This window comes from Sorangium sp. So ce185 (assembly GCF_051526825.1).
Lineage (GTDB): Bacteria > Myxococcota_A > Polyangia > Polyangiales > Polyangiaceae > Sorangium > Sorangium cellulosum_D.
The window spans coordinates 9440525-9456961 of record NZ_CP150316.1; the positions used below are offsets into that span (position 1 = coordinate 9440525).

Sequence of the window (16437 nt, forward strand, 5' to 3'; positions counted from 1 at the left end):
GCGTGCAGCCCACGGTGGGGGGACCGCCGCCGGCGTGCAGCCCACGGTGGGGGGACCGCCGCCGGCGTGCAGCCCACGGTGGGGGGACCGCCGCCGGCGTGCAGCCCGCGGTGGAGGGACGCGCCTTGGCCGTCGGCGTGCCCCCCGCGCCGCAGACGTGCCCCCCCGCGCCGCAGACGTGCTGTGCGCTTGTCGAGACACGGAGACGGCGATACCCCGGCTGGATGACCAAATCCGCATTTCTCGCCCGCCGGCTCACGCCGAGCGGGTGCATCATTGCAGGAACCAAGCTCACCGCTCACCGGGAGGCGTTGAAATCGAAGAAGATCAAGCTATCTGCCAAGGTCGATGCGGCGGCCCAGTCCGTCATCGCGGCGACCGAGGTCATCGCGGCGCTCGGCGGCACCGACGCCTCGATGGTCGCGATCGACCGCGGCGCGGATCGCTGCATCGGCGCGTTCAACGGCCAGCTCGACGCCATCGAGCGCGCGTTCGATCATGACGGCATCCTGCCGCTGACCGAGGACGAGGCGGCGCGCCGCGGCGACGCCCTGCTGGTGCGCTCCGAGGTGCTCTCGGCGGGCATCGATTTCGTCCGGCTCGTCCATTCCCAGCAATGGGTGCGCATGAGCGCGATGATCAAGGCGCTCGAGCGCAAGGACGTGAAGGCGGCGGTGGAGCGACTCGGGCTCTCGGCCGAGGTGGGCCGGCTGCGTCGCTGGACCGAGCTGTACGGTCAGAAGCTCGGCGTCACCGAGGCGAAGAGCGCCGACCCGGCGCTCAAGGCGGTGGAGGCGTGGCACGAGGCGTACGGCACGCTCATGGTCCAGGTCCACGCCGAGTACGACGACGACCGGGACGAGACTCACGCGCTCCTCCGCGACCGGCTGCTCTCGCCGTACGAGGACGCGGCGGAAGAAGCCCGGCGCGCCGAGCAGCGGTCCCGCGCCGCCAGCGCCAGGAAGAAGGCCGAGCCCAACGAGCCCGAGCCGATGTGAGCGCCCTCCCGATCCGCCGACATCCACCGTCCTGCGGGTTGTCCTCGCGGGCGTGGTGATACGACCTCGTACGGCAGAAGCTCGGGTCGATGCCGGTCGGCATTGTGGGCCAGGCGACGCTCGGTTTGCCCCGAGCTGCGTGTGCTCCGCGATGACCTTGCGGACTCGCGCACGCTCCGCATACAGTCGAGCAACTGGCAATGGCAGACGATGAGCTGGGGGAGACCGGGCGGCTCAGGGCGGAGATCACGGCGCTGCACGCGCGCGTACAGGAGCTGGAGAGGGCGCTCGCGGAGCGGCCCTGCGGCCCTGCGGCCGAGGGAGCAGCGCCGCGCGGCGCGGCGACCGCGGACGCTCACGCCGCGCTCGCCGCGCTCTCGTGGCTGCTCGCGCCGGAGCCAGCGCAGATCCGCTGGCGCCCCGATGGCACGGTGACGCGGTGGAACGATGGCGCCGAGCGCGTCTTCGGCTGGAGCGGGGGCGAGGCCGTCGGTCGCGCGCTCTCCGACCTCGTGGCCGCAGATCCCGTGTCCCCGGACGCGGTGCGCGCGCTCATGCGCGACTGGGCGGAGAACCGGTTCGCCTCGGTCACGAGCGAGGGCAGGACGAAAGACGGGCAGGCGCGCCTCTGCCGGTGGACCTACGCGGTGCTGCGCGACGACGACGGCGCCGCCCGCGAGATCGCGGCGATCGTGGAGGACGCCGGCGCCGCGCCGTGGAGGGAGCACGCGCTGCGCGGGCGGCTTCAGCTGCTGCTTCAGCTGGTGGACCACTCGCGCGACTCCATCTTCATCAAGGACATCGACGGGCGATATGTCTTCACCAACCGCGCTCACGCGGAGGTCTATCGGAAGCATGTCGTCGACGTCATCGGCAAGAAGGAACATGATTTGAGCCCCCTGGCCCCCGAGGCCACGGACGAGGTCGTGGCGAGGGAGCGCGACGTGCTTGCCGGGGGGAAGGCGATACAGTGCGAGGAGGTCCTGCTGCTCGGCGACACGAGCATCCATTTCTCCACGGTCAAATTCCCCATCTTCGACGGGCGTGGCGAGCCGATCGGCCTCGGCGGCGTCGTCACCAACACCACGACGCTGAGGCACGCTGAGGCCGAACGGGCCGCGCTGCAGGAGAAGATCATCGCCGCCCAGCAGGCCGCCCTACGGGAGCTGTCCACGCCGCTCATCCCGATCGCCGACCGGGTGGTGGCGATGACGCTGGTGGGGACGATCGACACCGCGCGCGCGGCGCAGATCATGGAGACGCTGCTCGCCGGCATCAGCAATCACGGCGCCCACACCGCGATCCTGGACGTCACGGGTGTACGCGCGATCGACACGCACGTCGCGGACGCCTTGACGCGGACCGCGCGCGCAGCCCAGCTGCTCGGCACCCGCGTGGTGCTCACCGGCGTCGGCCCGGACGTGGCGCAGACGCTGGTCACGCTCGGCGTGGACCTGTCCGGCATCACCACGCTCGGCACCTTGCAGAGCGGCATCGCGTACGCCCTCCGCCAAACGGGGCGTTCGCGACAAGCAGGTTGACTCCGTCCGAAAGCGCAGAATCTCGGACCACCGCCGATTCGACGGTGTCGGGCTCGGCTCGTCCTGTCGTGCGGTGTCGACGACATCGCTGCGAGCCGCCTCGCCCCCGATCGCTCCGCGATCGGATGAACCGCCCCCCTTACACCACCGTAGCGCCGGCGGGAGGGTCAGCGCGGCGGGGGCGGGTGGGCGCGGCGAGCACCGACCGAGGTGCCATAAGGTCTCCGCGGGCTCAGCGCTCCAGGCGCGCCTTGTGTGGCGCGCAACATAACGTCCCAGCTGGCATGGCCCGAAGGGAGACATGCCGGGCGGTGTTCTCAGCGCAAGCTCCCACGCCGCCCGTCTTGGCGGATGGCCGAGCGCCCACCCGCCCCCGCCGCGCTGACCCTCCCGCCGGCGCGGGCCACCCGCGCGCGCCACCTACCAGGTGACCACGAACTGCAGCGCGTCCGGCCCTCGCACCTCCACGGCGATGGTCGGCTTGGCCCCGTATCCCATGACGAGCGCCTCGAAATTCCCGAGCGGGTATTCCAGCATCCCGCGGAAGCTGCCGATGTCGATCTGCACCTCCGACGGCCCCAGCTGCCGCGCCCTGGCCGACGGCCCCTTCACGAGCGCGCCGAGGCTGCCCGTGTAGCGCATCAGCGCGGCGCCCGGGTCGGTCGCCAGGTGCATCGTGATCCGACCGAGCGCGCTCTCCCGGAACGCCGCGACCTGCTGCCGCGCCAGGCGGCGGTAGGCCTCGCGCGAGCTCCGGTTCGGGTGCGAGAGCCGCGCGGCGGCGTCGTAGACGCGCAGGAAGTCGCGCATCGGATAGTCCGAGAACGGCAGGTAAAGCCCGCCCCGCGGCGGGCTCGACAGCGTCGTCACCACCTGCGCGAACCGTTCCCCGAGCGTCGCCGCCAGCGCGTTGAAGAACATCCCCTTCATCGCGTAGAACTCGGGGACGGCCGCCACCACGGCGTCGATGTCGATGTTGCCGAGGAGCGGATCGGACGGACGCACCTCGAAGGACGCACCGTTCGGCCCCACGAGCGGCCCCTCGGCGGCCGGCGCGCTCGCCGGCATGACGCTTCGAGGCAGGGTGCGCATGACACCGCTCCTGGGAATCGGCGTCTCGTTGGCTTGCCGGCGGTGGTCGCTGCGGACCTCTTTCATATGGGAGCTCGCGGCGAAAAAAATCTCAACAGGGCCGCTTGCGGCAACCACCGCAGCGGAGGGAACGCTCCCGACGCTGCAATGGCCATGCCGCTCGATCCAGGAACGAGTCGCCGCACGAACAAGGGGATTCACGGCGGATTTCCCTTGCATGGATGAAACGCCGCTTCAGCGCTGCAACCGGGGCCGATGGCCAGGACGGTACCCACCTCCACGCCCGCGACGAGCGCGCGTGTGCAGAGACACATCCGCGAGCGTCCTGGCCGAAGGAACACCGCGTCAAACGGGCCATCAGCGCACCGGCTGGCCGATCTCGCGGAGCTCCGCCGCGCGCAGCGGGAGCTCCTCGGCCATGAAGGGCTCGTCGCGCTGCGGCGGCTTCGCCCGCTCGACCTGAACGTGATCGCTGCGCAGAATCTGCACCTCGCTGTCCGGCGCTGCGTCATCGGAGCGCGGCTCGCGGGCTGCGATGAGCCGGAGCGGCCTCCCGCGGCGCCTTGAGCAGCCCGGCGAAGCGCGCTGCGCAAGGCGCCACGTCTCCTGACAGCACGCTGTCAGGAGGGGCGCCGTAGGTTGCCGGAGCGCGTGGGCGGAAGACCCGCGAGGAGGCTCTGATGAAGACAGGATTGGGTGGCGTGATCGTCTATGTGCCCGACGCGGTGGAAGCCGCGGCGTTCTACGAGCGCGCGTTCGGCTTCGAGCGCAAGTTCGTCGCCGACGGCAACGACTACTGCGAGATGCAGGGCGACGTGCCGCTCGGGTTCGTGCGGGAGGAGTTCGTCCAGCAGCACCTGCCCGAGTTCGTGAAGAACCGGCCCGGCGCGCGTCCCGCTGGGTTCGAGATCCTCGTGACCAGCAAGGACGTCGACGCGGCGTTCGCGCGCGCGGTCCAGGCCGGCGCCGCGCCCGTCGCGGAGCCCCACGACATGCCCTGGGGCCAGCGTGTCTCCTACGTGCGCGACCTGAACGGCGTGCTCGTGGAGATCTGCTCGCCGTGGTCCGCCCCATGAGATCGACCGCTGCGCCGCGGCAGCGCCGTCGCCGCGACGCAGCGCGCAGCGGCCGAGGGGGTGCGCCCTGTCACCTGACGGCGATCTCCTGACGGGCAGCTGCGGCAAGTCCTTGCCGCCCCTGACCTGGCCTGCTTAACCTCCGCGCGTGAACGCGAACGGCCGGACACGGGTGCACCTGCTCGTGGCAGCAGCGCTCGCCCTGCTTGCGGCCGGCCCCTCGGGGCTCGGCGGCGGGCCCGTCGCCGAGGCGAAGGAGGCCGCGCGGGGCAAGAGCAAGAGCAAGAAGACGACGCAGTACGAGTGCCGCGTGCAGAGCCCGCAGAAGTTCCTGAAGCGGCGCACCTTCGTCCAGAAGGGCATGCTCAACCCGAAGAAGCACGCCAAGGCGGTCCGCTACCTCGCCGAGCGTTACGGCCACGTCGAGACCGAGGAGACGCGGCGCTACAACTCCGAGAGCGCCCACTCCCAGGCGAAGACCGTGCAGTTCATGGGTCTGCCGGTCTCCATCCACGAGAAGATCGCGCCCGCGCTCCACTGCGTGGAGAAGCGGATCCGCGCGACGTGCTCCAGCAAGTCCCGCCGCTACACGCCGCGCGCGGTCGGCGGGTTCCGCACGGCGAACAGCTACCGGGGCGCCGAGATCTCGAACCACCTGTTCGGCATCGCGATCGACATCGATCCTGACCGGAACCCGTGCTGCGGCTGCGTCGATCCGTGGCCCACGAGCCCCCTGTGCCAGGAGAAGAAACGCACCGCCTACGAGCGCACGTCCCTCTCCCGCTGCTGGATCAAGGCGTTCGAGCGCTACGGCTTCGACTGGCTGGGCCACGACGACCTCGAGGACACGATGCATTTCGAGTTCCTCGGGAATCCCGACCGGTTCATCAAGAAGTAGCGCCGGCGCTCACGCGCCGCGGCCGCGCCGCGAGAGCCGCCGCGCGCGCCGCTCCGCCGCGGCCTCGGCGAGGCGGCGGTCCTCGTCCGTCTCCAGCCGGAGCGGCGGTACGGCGGTCGGCCGCAGCGACGCGTCGACGGCCACGAACGTCACGAAGGCCGTGACCATGGGCCAGACGTCGCCCGTGGCCGCGTCCTCCCCCTCGACGGACACGAGGATCTCGAGCGACGTGCGGAAGGTCGCGGTCACCCGCGCGGCCAGGCGCACGACCTGACCGACCTTGCTCCCGCGGTCGAACGAGAGGTCGTCGATGCCGGCGGTGATGACGGTGCTGCCGGTGTGCCTCTGCGCGCAGATGGCGGCGCACAGGTCGATCCAGGCGAGCACCTGCCCGCCGAAGATCGTGCCGAGCGCGTTGGCGTGCGTCGGCAGGACGTACTCGGTCATGGTCGTGACCGAATCGGAGGCGCGCTTCTCGTGTTGGGCCTTCACCCGGCAGGTGTATCACCGCGCCGCAGGAGCGCTCGAGCTAGCTCGACGTGGACGCCCGCCCCGGGCTCGGGAACGACGGCTCCTCCGCCGTCCCCGCCCGCCCCGGGCTCGGCGAGGACACCGGCTGCTTCGCGAGCCCCGGCGGCCCGGTCGGCAGCGTGGGCTCGTCCTCGAAGCGCATCGACGTGATCTTCAGCCGCCCGAAGATCGCCTCCGCCCGATCGTTCATCGTCACCGCCTCGCGCCGCGCCGCCATGTTCGCCACGAAGCTCCGGTCCGTCGTCAAGAACCGCGCGTAGGCCTGGAACGTGCGCGCGAGCTCCAGCTCGTTCCCCGTCTCCTCGAAGATGCTCACCGACCGCGCGAAATACGCGCGCGCGCTCTTCGTGTTCGCGCTGCCCCAGCCGCCCGCCGCCGTGATCTCGCCGAGCGTCCGGAGCGCGATGCCGAGGTGCACCTTGCTCCGCACCGAGGCGAACAGGTCCACCGCCCGGCTGATCGAGTCGCGCGCCTTCTCCAGATCGCCCCGGAGCATGTACGCCTTCCCGAGCGCGCGCCGCGCCTCCGCCAGGCCGAGCCGGTCGCCCAGCTCGTCGCAGAGCTCCTCGGCCTGCTGCAGCACCCGCACCGCCTCGTCGGGATCGCCGCTCCGGTAGAGCGTCCCCCCGATGTTCGTCAGGATGAGCGCCGTCCGGTTGCGATCGCCGACCTGCCGCGCCACCTCCAGCGCCTCCTCGAAGAGCTTGAGGGCGCGGCGGTGGTCGCGCTGATCCTGGGCGATCATCCCTAGGTTGTTCAGGCTCACCACGACCCCGAGCAGATCCGAGATCTCGCGCCGGATCGCGAGCGCCCGCTCGAACGTGCTCAGCGCCTGCTTGAACTCCCCCGAGTCCTGCAGGGCGAGCCCGAGGTTGTTCAGCGACAGCGCGATCGAGCGGCGGTCGCCCATCCGCTCGCGGCGGGCGAGCGCGTCGCGCAGCCACTTGAGCGCCTCCTGGTACTCGCCCCGGAGCCAGTGCAGCTTGCCGATGTCGTCGATGGTCGACGCGATCCCCCGCTCGTCCCGCGCGCCCTCGAACAGGCGGAGCGCGGTGGTGAGGTGCTTGCCGGCCTCGTCGAGCGAGCCGCTGTCGCGGTAGAGCCGCCCGATGCGGTTGTGCGCGGCGCCGCCCTTGCGCCGGTTGTCGAGCCGGTAGGCGAGCGTCAGCATCTCGCGGAAGGCGGCGAGCGCGTCGTCGATCCGCCCGGCGAGCTGCAGGACGTCGCCGTAGTCGTGCAGCGCGTCGATGCGCCGCGCGACGTGCGCGTCGCCGAGCAGCGACAGCCCGCGCGCGTAGTACTCCGCGGCCTTCGCGTTCGAGTAGCGCCCGCGCGCCACGTCCCCGGCGTCGAGCAGCGACAGCCCCGCCCGCACCGCGTCGCCGATGCGCTCGCGGTGCGTCGCGAGCTCGGCGAGGAGCTCCTCGCTGGCGCGCACCGCCACCTGCTGCTCGAGCCACTCGGCGATCGCGTGGTGGTACCGCCGCTGGGCCGCGGCGCTCATCCGCTTCTGGAGCGCCTCGCGCTCCTTGTCGTGCACGAACACGTACTCGTCCGAGCCCGCGAAGCTCGACTCGCCCTGCTTGCGCAGGTAGCCGCGGTCGCACAGCGCGCGGAGCGCGGCGTTGATCCGGTCGAGATCCCTGTCGCTCTGCTCCTCGCCCCACAGCTCGGGCGCCTGACAGCCGGCCCGGCCGAGCACGAACAGCGCGCCGCTCCAGAACACCGGGCCGATGGTCGCGGCCTGCTCGAGCAGCTGCCGGCAGTCGTGATCGAGCGCGGCGAGGCGGACGTTCACCGCGTCCTCGACCGTCGCCGGGAGGGCCGCCGTCGACAGCTTCCCGAGGTGGACGCGCCAGCGCGGCCCGCCCGAGTCGGGCGCGAGCTCCTCGATCACGCCCTGGTCGTGGCAGATGCGGACCATCTGCTCGATGAGCGCCGGGTTGCCGTTCGCGAAGGCGCAGGCCGCCTCGACGAGCTCGGGCGGGGCGCCCGGCCGGGCCTGCGACTCCGCCCCCGCGGCGTCGACGACGACGACGTCCTCGCCGCCGCGCGGCGTGCAGGGCGCGAGCAGCGCCCGCGCCAGCTCCGCCGCCTCGGCCTCGCCGAGCGGCGTGAGCTCGACGAGGGCGTGGCGCCGCTCGCCGACCTTGCCCCAGTCGTCCTGGCGGGTGAGCAGCTCCGGGCGGGCCGCGCAGACGATCAGGATCGGGGCCGCGAGGTACTCGACGAGGTAGCGCAGGAGCGCGAGCGAGTCGTCGTGGGCCGCGTGGAGGTCCTCGAAGACGAGGAGCATGGGGCCCTGGGCCGCGTCCGCCTCGAGGAACGCCTTCAGCACGGCGCGGCGGATGAGGTCGCCCTGCGCCGGGTCGTCCTGCACCGCGCGGGTGAGCGGGCTGTCGCCGAACGCGAGCCCGATGAACTGGCCGAGGAAGTAGATGACGTCGCCGACCTTGCGGTCGCCCATCACGTGCGCGACCTGCGCGCGGACCTCGGCGCGGGCCGCGTCCTTGTCCATGGCGTCCGAGAGGCCGAAGCGGGCGCGCAGGAGCCGCGCGAAGATGCCGTACGCGGACGCCACGTCGCCGGCGGCGCCCGCGTAGACGCGCAGCGCGGCGGAGCCCTCGCGCCGCCCCTCGAGGAACTCGCTCACGAGCCGGCTCTTGCCGATGCCCGGCGGGCCGACGAGCGTCACGGTCCGCGTCGAGCGCTCCCGCTCGACCGCGTCGAGGGCGCGGGCCAGCGCCGACAGCTCGGCCTCGCGCCCGACGAGCGGTGCGCGGGCGGGCGTCGCTGCGCCAGTTGCACTGTCCTCTCGGCTCATCTCCATGGCCTCCACGTCCCCGGGTGCCGCAGCGCGGGGCACTCCCCTCGGCTCATCTCCCTGCCTCCGCGTCCTCGGGTGCCGCAGCGCGGGACACGATGTCCCGAGCCTATACCAGGTTCGGCTTCGGTGGCGCGTGCGGTAAGCTGCGGGGCGTGGACGACGAGGTCACGGGGACGCCGCCGCGCGCCGGTAGCACGGCGCGCAATGCCGCGGAGATCCGCGGGCGCATCGCCGCCTGCTTCAGCCTGGCCGAGCTGCGCCGCTTGGCAGAAGAGCTCGGCGTGCCCGACATCCCCTGGGATCGGGGGATGCAGGCCGCGGCGCACGAGCTCGTCCGCCGCTTCGAGCAGCGGCGCGAGCTCTGGTCGCTCGTCGAGCAGCTCCGCGCGGTGCGGCCGCTCGTGGAGTGGCCCGACATGCCGACGGTGCCGCCCGCCTCGTCGATCGCACAGGCGCCGGCGCACACCGACATCCCGCGCCCGGCGCCGCTGCCGAACCTCGCGGCGCTGCCGGTCCCCTCGCCTCCCACCGAGGTCGCGACGCTGGCGCCGCCGCCCATCCCGCCGACCACACGGACGCCGACCGTCCCCACGCCGGAGCCCGCCGCGGCGCGGCCGCGCGGCGCCGCGGGGCAGGCGCGCCCGGCCGTCTCGCCGGGCGCCGCCGAGCGCGCGCCGGCCCGGGCCGCGCGCCGCGTCGATCCGCGGCTCCTGCTCGCCGCGCTGGGGCTCGTGGTGGCCAGCCTGGTCGTCGCCTTCCTGATCGGCCGGGCGTCGAGCGCGCCGGACGGCGAGGCGGCGGCCGCGCGCGCCGCGCCCGCGAGCGCCGCGCCTGCGGCGCCGACGGCCGCCCGGCCGGACGGGGTCGCGGCGCGCGCGGCCGCCGCGATCGAGCGCCGGATCGAGAGCGTGGCGCGGGCGTGCGAGATCCCGCCCGGCGCCGCGGACGACGTGATGCGCCGCGCCTTCGAGCGCTGCGGGCCGGCGCCCGCCCACGCGGCGCAGCGGACGGCCCCGGCGCAGGGGAGCGACGCGCCGGCGGCGGAGGTCCCGGCCGCCCGGCCGGACGCCCCCGGGGCGGCGCCGCGCGCGGCCGCCGCCGCCAACGCGCCCGCCGGCGGCAACGCCGGGTGCGTGGGGGCGTGCGAGCGGAAGCACCAGGCGTGCAGGGCGACGCAATGCGGCAAGGAGCCCACGCAGGGCAGCCAGTACCAGCGCTACCAGAGTTGCCTGTCGACGTGCCTGGAGCAGGCGTCCCGGTGCCGGCTCGGCTGCCTCTGAGCCGCTGCCGCTGAGCCCCTGCGCCGCGCCGGCGCGCAACGCCGGTCCGCGCGACCGCGGCCGCGCCGGCTCGTGCGGCCGCGGGCCGGGCGTCAGAGCGGCGGGCGGCTGCGGCGCATCACGTTGACCGTGGCGGTCGGCTGGTGCTCGGGGCAGCCGGTCCGGCCGGAGCGGCTGGGATCGAAGTCGATGCGGAGGCAGGTCTTGCAGACGCAGAGGTAGGCGTCGTGGAACTCGCGGTAGCTCAGGATATCCGCGGCGAACAGGCTGAGGACGATGTCGCTGAGCAGGTCCTCTTCGCGCGGGCACGGCTCCCAGAGCGCGCCGTCGCCGGCGCGGCGCACGCGGCCGTCGTCGATCGCCGCGGCGAGGAAGCGATCGTCCGCGGCGGGCGGCATGAGGGCGCGGAGCGAGGAGAGCACCCGGAACCGCGCCGCCTCGACGAGCGCCTGGAGCTCGCGCTCGTCCGGTTCCTCCGGGGCGGCCGGGCCGAGCGCCACCTGCATGGAGAAGCCCTCCGTCACATAGGTCGGGCGCCGCATCCGCCCGGGCGCGACGAGGTGCTTCTCGAACCAGCCCGAGAGCGCCGCCGCGCTCCGGGGAGGCTTGTCGACGAACGTGAGCGCCGCGAACAGCGCCCGGCGATCATGCTCCTTCGCGACCAGCGAAGGAGCGGATGGAAGCGTGGGAATCGAGGTCTGGGAGTCCGCTTGCCGCATGAACACCCCCATCATTTCGCCCCAGTCTGCCCGAGGTCTTCTCTCGCGGTAAAGACGCGCCGGCGTCCCGATTCCAGATTGCGGGACCACCTGCAATGCAATGCGTTAGTCGCACGTCGCTGCGGTGGTGCGCCGGGGGAGGCGGGCTCAGTCCGTGATCTTGAGCGCGCCGCTGTCGTCGAGCGCGCCGCTCGCGTCGGCGCCGTCCGAATCGGCCTCGACGTCCTCCTGGGACGTGGACGGCCGCAGGAAGGACAGGTCGAGGCCGCCCATGGGCTGCTGCGCCGCCGCGCGCGCGGCGGCGAGGGGGATCGCGTCGGCCTCGCCCGCGCGGGGCGCGGCGCGGCGCTCGGCCTTCGCGGGGCGCGGGTCCTCGCGGCGCGGGTCCTCGCGGCGCGGGTCCTCGCGGCGCGGGTCCTCGCGGCGCGCGTCCTCGCGGCGTGCGCCTTTCGCGGCGTCGCGCCCGCTCGCGCCGGCCTCGCGCGGCCGCTCCGGCGCGGGCGCCGCGGGCGCGGGCTCCGGCGTCCCCGCGCGCGCGGCCCCCGCGCGCGGGGACGCCGGGGTCCGGAGCCCCTTGGCCGCCTTCGCCATGCGCGCGCGCGTGCGGAACGAGGGGGCGTTCTTCGCGAGCTCGATGCAGCTGCCGCGCATGGCGCTCGGGCAGGAGATGCGCACGTGCATGTGGTCGTCGTGCGGCTCGGAGCCCGTCGGCTGCATCATGGCGAGCTGCGCGCGGACGAGCAGCGCGCGGGAGACGCCGATGCGCTTGGCGTGGGCGAGCAGCGCGTGCCGCAGCGGATCGGAGATGAAGATGTGGCTCACGTGGGCGCGGGGATCGGTGAGCAGGTGCTGCACGAGCAGCCAGTTGCGCGGCAGGTCGAAGCGCGCCCCGGGCAGGTTGGTCGAGGCGAGCCGGGCGTTGAAGCGCAGGAAGTACGGCGCGTGGACCTGCTTGCCGCGGCCGTCGAGCGCGTAGAAGCCGAGGTCGACGTCGCGGCCGCTCTCGTGGGAGTTGTGGCGGTGGACGTCGCCGCCGCGCTGGCGCGACAGGTCGCCGACCTCGAGCACGGCGCCCGGGAAGCGCTTGGCCACGCCGCGCGCCGCGCGCTCGATCATGCCGACGAGCGCCGGCAGCCCCCAGCGCACGTCGGCGTGGGCGTAGGCGGGCACGACGCGGATGTCCTTGCGCGAGGTGTCGAGCCGCACGCCGCCCTCGAGGTGCCCCTCGTTCGGGTGGCCGACCGACGCGGCGGGCGGCTTGGGCGCCGGCTTGGTCTTGGCCGCCTCGGACGATCGCGGCCCTGCGTCGCCGGCGCGGGGGCGGTGGCCCTTGCCGACGTCGCTCGCGAGCCGCGCGCGCGGGGCGGCCGCGCGCGCCCGCGTGCCCGCGGCCCCGCGCGCCTTCGAGCCCGCCGGCGCTCCTGCGCCAGAGCGCGCCTTCGAGCGCGCCGGCGCCTCCGCGGCCGAGCGCGCCGGGGCGTCCGGCGCCGCGGCGGCCGCCGGAGCGCCGGGCAAGGAGAGCGCCAGGATCGTGAACAGCACGGAGATCGGTCGAGGCACACCGGTGCGTTACGGGGTTTCGGCGGGCCGGGCCAAGAAGCCGGCGCCGTCCGTCCCCCGTGCCGCGCTGCGGCGTCCCGGCGTCGCGGCGTACCGCGGCCGCAGCGGAGGCTTTTGCCTCGCGGCCAGTTGGGGTACCTCTCGGTCGGCCATGGACAAGGTCTACAAGAGCGCGCTGGACGCCGTGCGGGACATCCCGGGCGGCGCCACGATCCTCTCGGGCGGCTTCGGGCTCTGCGGCATCCCGGAGCACTGCATCGCCGCGCTCCGCGAGCTCGGCACGAAGGACCTCGTGGTCGTGTCCAACAACTGCGGGGTCGACAGCTTCGGCCTCGGGATCCTCCTGCAGAACCGCCAGATCCGGAAGATGATCTCGTCGTACGTCGGCGAGAACAAGGAGTTCGAGCGGCAGTACCTGAGCGGGGAGCTCGAGGTCGAGCTCACGCCGCAGGGCACGCTGGCCGAGCGCATCCGCGCCGGGGGCGCCGGGATCCCCGCGTTCTACACCCCGACCGGGGCGGGCACGGCCATCAGCGAGGGCGGGCTGCCGGTGCTCTACAACCCCGACGGCACGGTGAAGAAGTACTCCGAGAAGAAGGAGGTCCGGCAGTTCGACGGCCGCGACTACGTGCTCGAGCCGGCCATCCGCGGCGACTACGCGCTCGTGAAGGCCTGGAAGGGCGATCGGTTCGGCAACCTCGTCTACCGCCACACCGCCATGAACTTCAACCCGATGATGGCGATGGCCGCGAAGGTGACGATCGCCGAGGTCGAGGAGCTCGTCGAGGTCGGCTCGCTCGACCCGGACCACATCCACACGCCCGGGATCTTCGTGCACCGGATCTTCCAGGGCGAGCGCTTCGAGAAGCGGATCGAGCGGCGCACGGTGCGCAAGGCGCCGGCCGCCTAGGCGCGGGGCCGGGACAGGGGACACGATGGGACTCACGCGGGAACAGATCGCGCAGCGCGCCGCGCTGGAGCTCAAGGACGGCTACTACGTCAACCTCGGCATCGGGATGCCGACGCTCGTCGCCAACTACATCCCCGCGGGGATCGAGGTGGTGCTCCAGAGCGAGAACGGGCTGCTCGGCATCGGCCCGTACCCCGCCGAGGGCGCGGAGGACGCGGACCTCATCAACGCCGGCAAGGAGACGGTGACCATGCTCCCCGGCTCGGCCATTTTCTCGAGCGCCGAGTCGTTCGCGCAGATCCGGGGCGGCCACATCGACCTCGCGATCCTCGGGGCCATGGAGGTCTCCGAGAAGGGCGATCTTGCCAACTGGATGATCCCCGGCAAGATGGTGAAGGGGATGGGCGGGGCGATGGATCTCGTGGTGAGCGCGAAGCGCGTCGTCGTGATCATGGATCACGCGGCGAAGAACGGCGCGCCCAAGATCCTGACCGAGTGCGCGCTGCCCCTCACCGGGCGCGGCGTGGTCCACCGGATCATCACCGATCTCGCCGTGCTCGACGTGACGCCCGAGGGGCTCGTGCTGCGCGAGCTCGCGCCCGGCGTGAGCGCCCGAGAGGTGCAGGAGAAGACACAACCAACGCTCCGGGTCCCCTCCGACGTGAAGGAGATGGGGCAGCGGAGCGCCTAGGGGTTCGCCGATGACCTGGCCCGAAAAGACCCTGCCGACGACCGACGCGAGCGAGAAGCGCTCGCTGGGAGCGGGCGTGTTCCGTCGCTGCGACGGCTGCTCGCACACGCACGACGCCTCCGAGCTCGCCCGCACGTTCGAGGTGTGCTCGCAGTGCGGCCACCACCACAAGCTCGACGCCGAGGGGTGGCGTCGGCTCCTGCTCGACGACGGCGAGCTCGCCCAGTGGGACGATCACCTCGTCCCCAACGATCCGCTCGGGTTCAGCGACGGCAAGAGCTACCGCGACCGCGTCGCGGCGCTCCACAAGAAGGGCCGCGCCAAAGAGGCGATCGAGATCGGCCGCGCCCGGCTGAGCGGCCGCGACATCGCGTACGGCGCGTTCGTGTTCGCCTTCATGGGCGGGAGCATGGGCTCCGTCGTCGGCGAGAAGATCACGCGGCTGTTCGAGCGCGCCACGCGCGAGGAGCTCCCGGTGGTGCTCCTCCAGTCGTCGGGCGGCGCGCGGATGCAGGAGGGCATCCTCTCGCTGATGCAGATGGCGAAGAGCGTCGCCGCGCTCGAGCGCTACCGCAAGGCGCGCCTCCCGTTCATCTCGGTGCTGCTCCACCCGACCACGGGCGGCGTCGCGGCGAGCTTCGCCTTCCTCGGCGACGTGAACATCGCCGAGCCGAAGGCGCTCATCGGCTTCGCCGGCCCCCGGGTCATCGAGAACACGATCCGGCAGACCTTGCCCGAGGGCTTCCAGCGGGCCGAGTTCCTGCTCGATCACGGGATGGTCGACGCGATCGTGCCGCGCCCCGAGATGAAGGCGTACCTCGCCACGCTGCTCCAGCACCTCGCGGGCGATCGCCGGGCGCGGCGATGAGCCCGGCGGCGCCGCGGCTCCCGGCGCTGCTCGAGGCGCTGGGGCAGCGGGCGCCGCGGGGCATGGTGCTCGGGCTCGACCGGGTGCGCGAGGCCCTCGCGGCGCTCGGCGACCCGCACGCCGACGTCGCCGCGGTGCACGTCGCCGGCACCAACGGCAAGGGGAGCGTGTGCGCGATGGTCGAGTCGGTCGCGCGCGCGGCCGGGCTCCGCACCGGCCTCTACACGTCGCCGCACCTGTCCCGCTTCGCCGAGCGCATCCGCATCGACGGCGAGCCGATCGACGACGCGGCGCTCGAGCGCGCGCTGTCGGCCGCGCTCGAGCGGGTCCCCGCGCCGCTCACGTTCTTCGAGGCGCTGACGGTGGCCGCGTTCGTGGCCTTCCGCGACGCGGGCGTCGACCTCGCGATCGTCGAGGTCGGCCTCGGCGGGCGGCTCGACGCCACCAACGTGCTCGCGGCGCCGCTCTGCACGGCGATCACGTCGATCGCGTTCGATCACGTGGCCCTGCTCGGCCCGACGCTGGCCGACATCGCCCGGGAGAAGGCGGGCATCCTCAAGCCGGGCGCGCCCGTGGTGCTCGGCCCGCTCGACCCCGAGGCCGACGCCGCGATCGAGGCCGCGGCGCTGGCGATCTCCGCCGGGCCGCGCCTCCGCGTCGCGCGCGCCGAGCGCGGCGGGAGCGCGGGCGAGATCGCGGTGGGGCGCGCGGGCGAGATCGCGGTGGGGCGCGCGGAGCCTTCCGCGCGCGCGACGCGCGTCGTCGGGCCGGGGCGCCCCGCGCTCGAGGTGGAGCTCGGCCTCCGCGGGGCGCACCAGGCGGAGAACGCGGGCGTGGCGTGCGGGATCGCGTGGCAGCTCGCGGGCCGGTGGCCCGAGGTCGAGCGGGCGCTCCCGGCGGGGCTCGCCGCGGCCCGCTGGCCCGGCCGGCTGGAGCGGATCGACGCGGGCGCCGGCCAGGTCCTGCTCGACTGTGCGCACAACCCGCACGGCGCGCGGGCGCTCGCCGCGTGGCTCGACGAGGAAGGCCCGGGCGCGGCGCGCACCGCGCTCGTGTTCGGGGCGATGGCCGACAAGGGGTGGGGCGAAATGCTACAGACGCTCGCGCCGCGGGCGCAGGGGCGGCTCTACGCGACGCCGCAGGGCCGCGCGGCCGCGCCGCTCGATGCGCTGCAGGCGATCGCGCCGGGCGAGCCGATCGGCGATCCGCGCGCGGCGGTGGCGCGGGCGATCGAGGTCGCCGGGCCGGGCGGGCTCGTCGTCGTGACGGGCTCGATTTACCTGGTAGGCGAGGTGCGGTCGGCGCTCCTCGGCATCGCGCCGGACCCGGTCGTGGCGCTCTGACGCGGGCGCGCCGCCGCGCGATGTGCAGGCGCGTCGCTGCGCGGCGGCGCGCCGGTCTGGCACGGGCGATGCCGGTCCGGCGGCATGGCGTTCAGAAAGCGGC

General features: G+C 73.6%; 15 protein-coding genes. 9 read left to right on the forward strand and 6 right to left on the reverse strand.

Features of this window, described 5'->3' with window-relative positions; genetic code table 11:
• Positions 1-224: 224 nt before the first annotated feature.
• The gene (locus tag WMF26_RS34585; protein WP_437950411.1) at positions 225-998 is read left to right on the forward strand and encodes a phosphoenolpyruvate--protein phosphotransferase; all 774 of its coding nucleotides are present in this window, start codon (positions 225-227) and stop codon (positions 996-998) included.
• Between the two features lie 200 nt (positions 999-1198).
• On the forward strand, positions 1199-2539 hold the full coding sequence (locus tag WMF26_RS34590; RefSeq protein ID WP_437996212.1) for a PAS domain-containing protein: 1341 nt from the start codon (positions 1199-1201) through the stop codon (positions 2537-2539).
• 420 nt (positions 2540-2959) lie between these two features.
• On the opposite strand, the gene WMF26_RS34595 is transcribed toward WMF26_RS34590, so the two are convergent.
• Together WMF26_RS34595 and WMF26_RS34600 are read right to left on the reverse strand one after the other, a co-directional pair.
• A complete protein-coding gene (locus WMF26_RS34595; RefSeq protein WP_437996213.1) occupies positions 2960-3631 on the reverse strand; it encodes a DUF2378 family protein in 672 nt (223 codons plus the stop codon).
• Positions 3632-3988: 357 nt separating this feature from the next.
• Positions 3989-4120, reverse strand: coding sequence for a hypothetical protein (locus tag WMF26_RS34600; RefSeq protein ID WP_437996214.1), 132 nt, complete (start codon positions 4118-4120; stop codon positions 3989-3991).
• Between the two features lie 191 nt (positions 4121-4311).
• On the opposite strand from WMF26_RS34600, the gene WMF26_RS34605 reads away from it, so the two are divergent.
• Positions 4312-4707, forward strand: a complete 396-nt coding sequence (locus WMF26_RS34605) for a VOC family protein (RefSeq protein WP_437950417.1) — start codon at positions 4312-4314, stop codon at positions 4705-4707.
• A 148-nt stretch (positions 4708-4855) separates the two neighbouring features.
• Positions 4856-5605 (forward strand): M15 family metallopeptidase, encoded by a 750-nt coding sequence (locus WMF26_RS34610; protein WP_437996215.1) that lies wholly within the window; start codon positions 4856-4858, stop codon positions 5603-5605.
• A 9-nt stretch (positions 5606-5614) separates the two neighbouring features.
• Here WMF26_RS34610 and WMF26_RS34615 read toward each other — a convergent pair whose 3' ends face one another.
• Positions 5615-6097: an acyl-CoA thioesterase gene (locus WMF26_RS34615; protein ID WP_437332559.1), complete on the reverse strand. Its 483-nt coding sequence runs from the start codon at positions 6095-6097 to the stop codon at positions 5615-5617.
• A 37-nt stretch (positions 6098-6134) separates the two neighbouring features.
• Positions 6135-8966 (reverse strand): ATP-binding protein, encoded by a 2832-nt coding sequence (locus WMF26_RS34620; protein ID WP_437996216.1) that lies wholly within the window; start codon positions 8964-8966, stop codon positions 6135-6137.
• A 92-nt stretch (positions 8967-9058) separates the two neighbouring features.
• Between WMF26_RS34620 and WMF26_RS34625 the strand changes: the two genes are divergently transcribed.
• Positions 9059-10243 carry a hypothetical protein gene (locus WMF26_RS34625; protein WP_437332561.1) on the forward strand — a complete coding sequence of 395 codons (1185 nt, stop codon included), beginning with the start codon at positions 9059-9061 and terminating at the stop codon, positions 10241-10243.
• A 92-nt stretch (positions 10244-10335) separates the two neighbouring features.
• Here the strand turns inward: WMF26_RS34625 and WMF26_RS34630 are convergent, their stop codons facing one another.
• Together WMF26_RS34630 and WMF26_RS34635 are read right to left on the reverse strand one after the other, a co-directional pair.
• A complete protein-coding gene (locus WMF26_RS34630; protein ID WP_437996217.1) occupies positions 10336-10962 on the reverse strand; it encodes a hypothetical protein in 627 nt (208 codons plus the stop codon).
• Between the two features lie 147 nt (positions 10963-11109).
• A complete protein-coding gene (locus WMF26_RS34635; RefSeq protein ID WP_437996218.1) occupies positions 11110-12522 on the reverse strand; it encodes a penicillin-insensitive murein endopeptidase in 1413 nt (470 codons plus the stop codon).
• A gap of 151 nt (positions 12523-12673) precedes the next feature.
• On the opposite strand from WMF26_RS34635, the gene WMF26_RS34640 reads away from it, so the two are divergent.
• Genes WMF26_RS34640 through WMF26_RS34655 form a run of 4 tightly spaced genes read left to right on the forward strand, consistent with a single transcriptional unit; the run spans position 12674 to position 16334 of the window.
• Complete coding sequence (locus WMF26_RS34640; protein WP_061622098.1) at positions 12674-13432, forward strand: CoA transferase subunit A; 759 nt, start codon at positions 12674-12676, stop codon at positions 13430-13432.
• A 25-nt stretch (positions 13433-13457) separates the two neighbouring features.
• Positions 13458-14123, forward strand: coding sequence for a CoA transferase subunit B (locus tag WMF26_RS34645; RefSeq protein WP_020738766.1), 666 nt, complete (start codon positions 13458-13460; stop codon positions 14121-14123).
• A 10-nt stretch (positions 14124-14133) separates the two neighbouring features.
• The gene (gene accD / locus WMF26_RS34650; protein WP_061622096.1) at positions 14134-14991 is read left to right on the forward strand and encodes an acetyl-CoA carboxylase, carboxyltransferase subunit beta; all 858 of its coding nucleotides are present in this window, start codon (positions 14134-14136) and stop codon (positions 14989-14991) included.
• On the forward strand, positions 14988-16334 hold the full coding sequence (locus tag WMF26_RS34655) for a bifunctional folylpolyglutamate synthase/dihydrofolate synthase (protein ID WP_437996219.1): 1347 nt from the start codon (positions 14988-14990) through the stop codon (positions 16332-16334). The genes accD and WMF26_RS34655 overlap by 4 nt, the downstream gene beginning before the upstream one ends.
• Positions 16335-16437 lie beyond the last annotated feature (103 nt).

Bases quoted from the DNA above. Each gene is read 5' to 3' on its own strand.
- WMF26_RS34585 (WP_437950411.1), top strand. From the start codon at position 225: ATGACCAAATCCGCATTTCTCGCCCGCCGGCTCACGCCGAGCGGGTGC.
- WMF26_RS34590 (WP_437996212.1), top strand. From the start codon at position 1,199: ATGGCAGACGATGAGCTGGGGGAGACCGGGCGGCTCAGGGCGGAGATC.
- WMF26_RS34595 (WP_437996213.1), bottom strand. From the start codon at position 3,631: ATGCGCACCCTGCCTCGAAGCGTCATGCCGGCGAGCGCGCCGGCCGCC.
- WMF26_RS34605 (WP_437950417.1), top strand. From the start codon at position 4,312: ATGAAGACAGGATTGGGTGGCGTGATCGTCTATGTGCCCGACGCGGTG.
- WMF26_RS34620 (WP_437996216.1), bottom strand. From the start codon at position 8,966: ATGGAGATGAGCCGAGAGGACAGTGCAACTGGCGCAGCGACGCCCGCC.
- WMF26_RS34625 (WP_437332561.1), top strand. From the start codon at position 9,059: ATGTCCCGAGCCTATACCAGGTTCGGCTTCGGTGGCGCGTGCGGTAAG.
- WMF26_RS34630 (WP_437996217.1), bottom strand. From the start codon at position 10,962: ATGCGGCAAGCGGACTCCCAGACCTCGATTCCCACGCTTCCATCCGCT.
- WMF26_RS34640 (WP_061622098.1), top strand. From the start codon at position 12,674: ATGGACAAGGTCTACAAGAGCGCGCTGGACGCCGTGCGGGACATCCCG.
- WMF26_RS34645 (WP_020738766.1), top strand. From the start codon at position 13,458: ATGGGACTCACGCGGGAACAGATCGCGCAGCGCGCCGCGCTGGAGCTC.
- accD (WP_061622096.1), top strand. From the start codon at position 14,134: ATGACCTGGCCCGAAAAGACCCTGCCGACGACCGACGCGAGCGAGAAG.
- WMF26_RS34655 (WP_437996219.1), top strand. From the start codon at position 14,988: ATGAGCCCGGCGGCGCCGCGGCTCCCGGCGCTGCTCGAGGCGCTGGGG.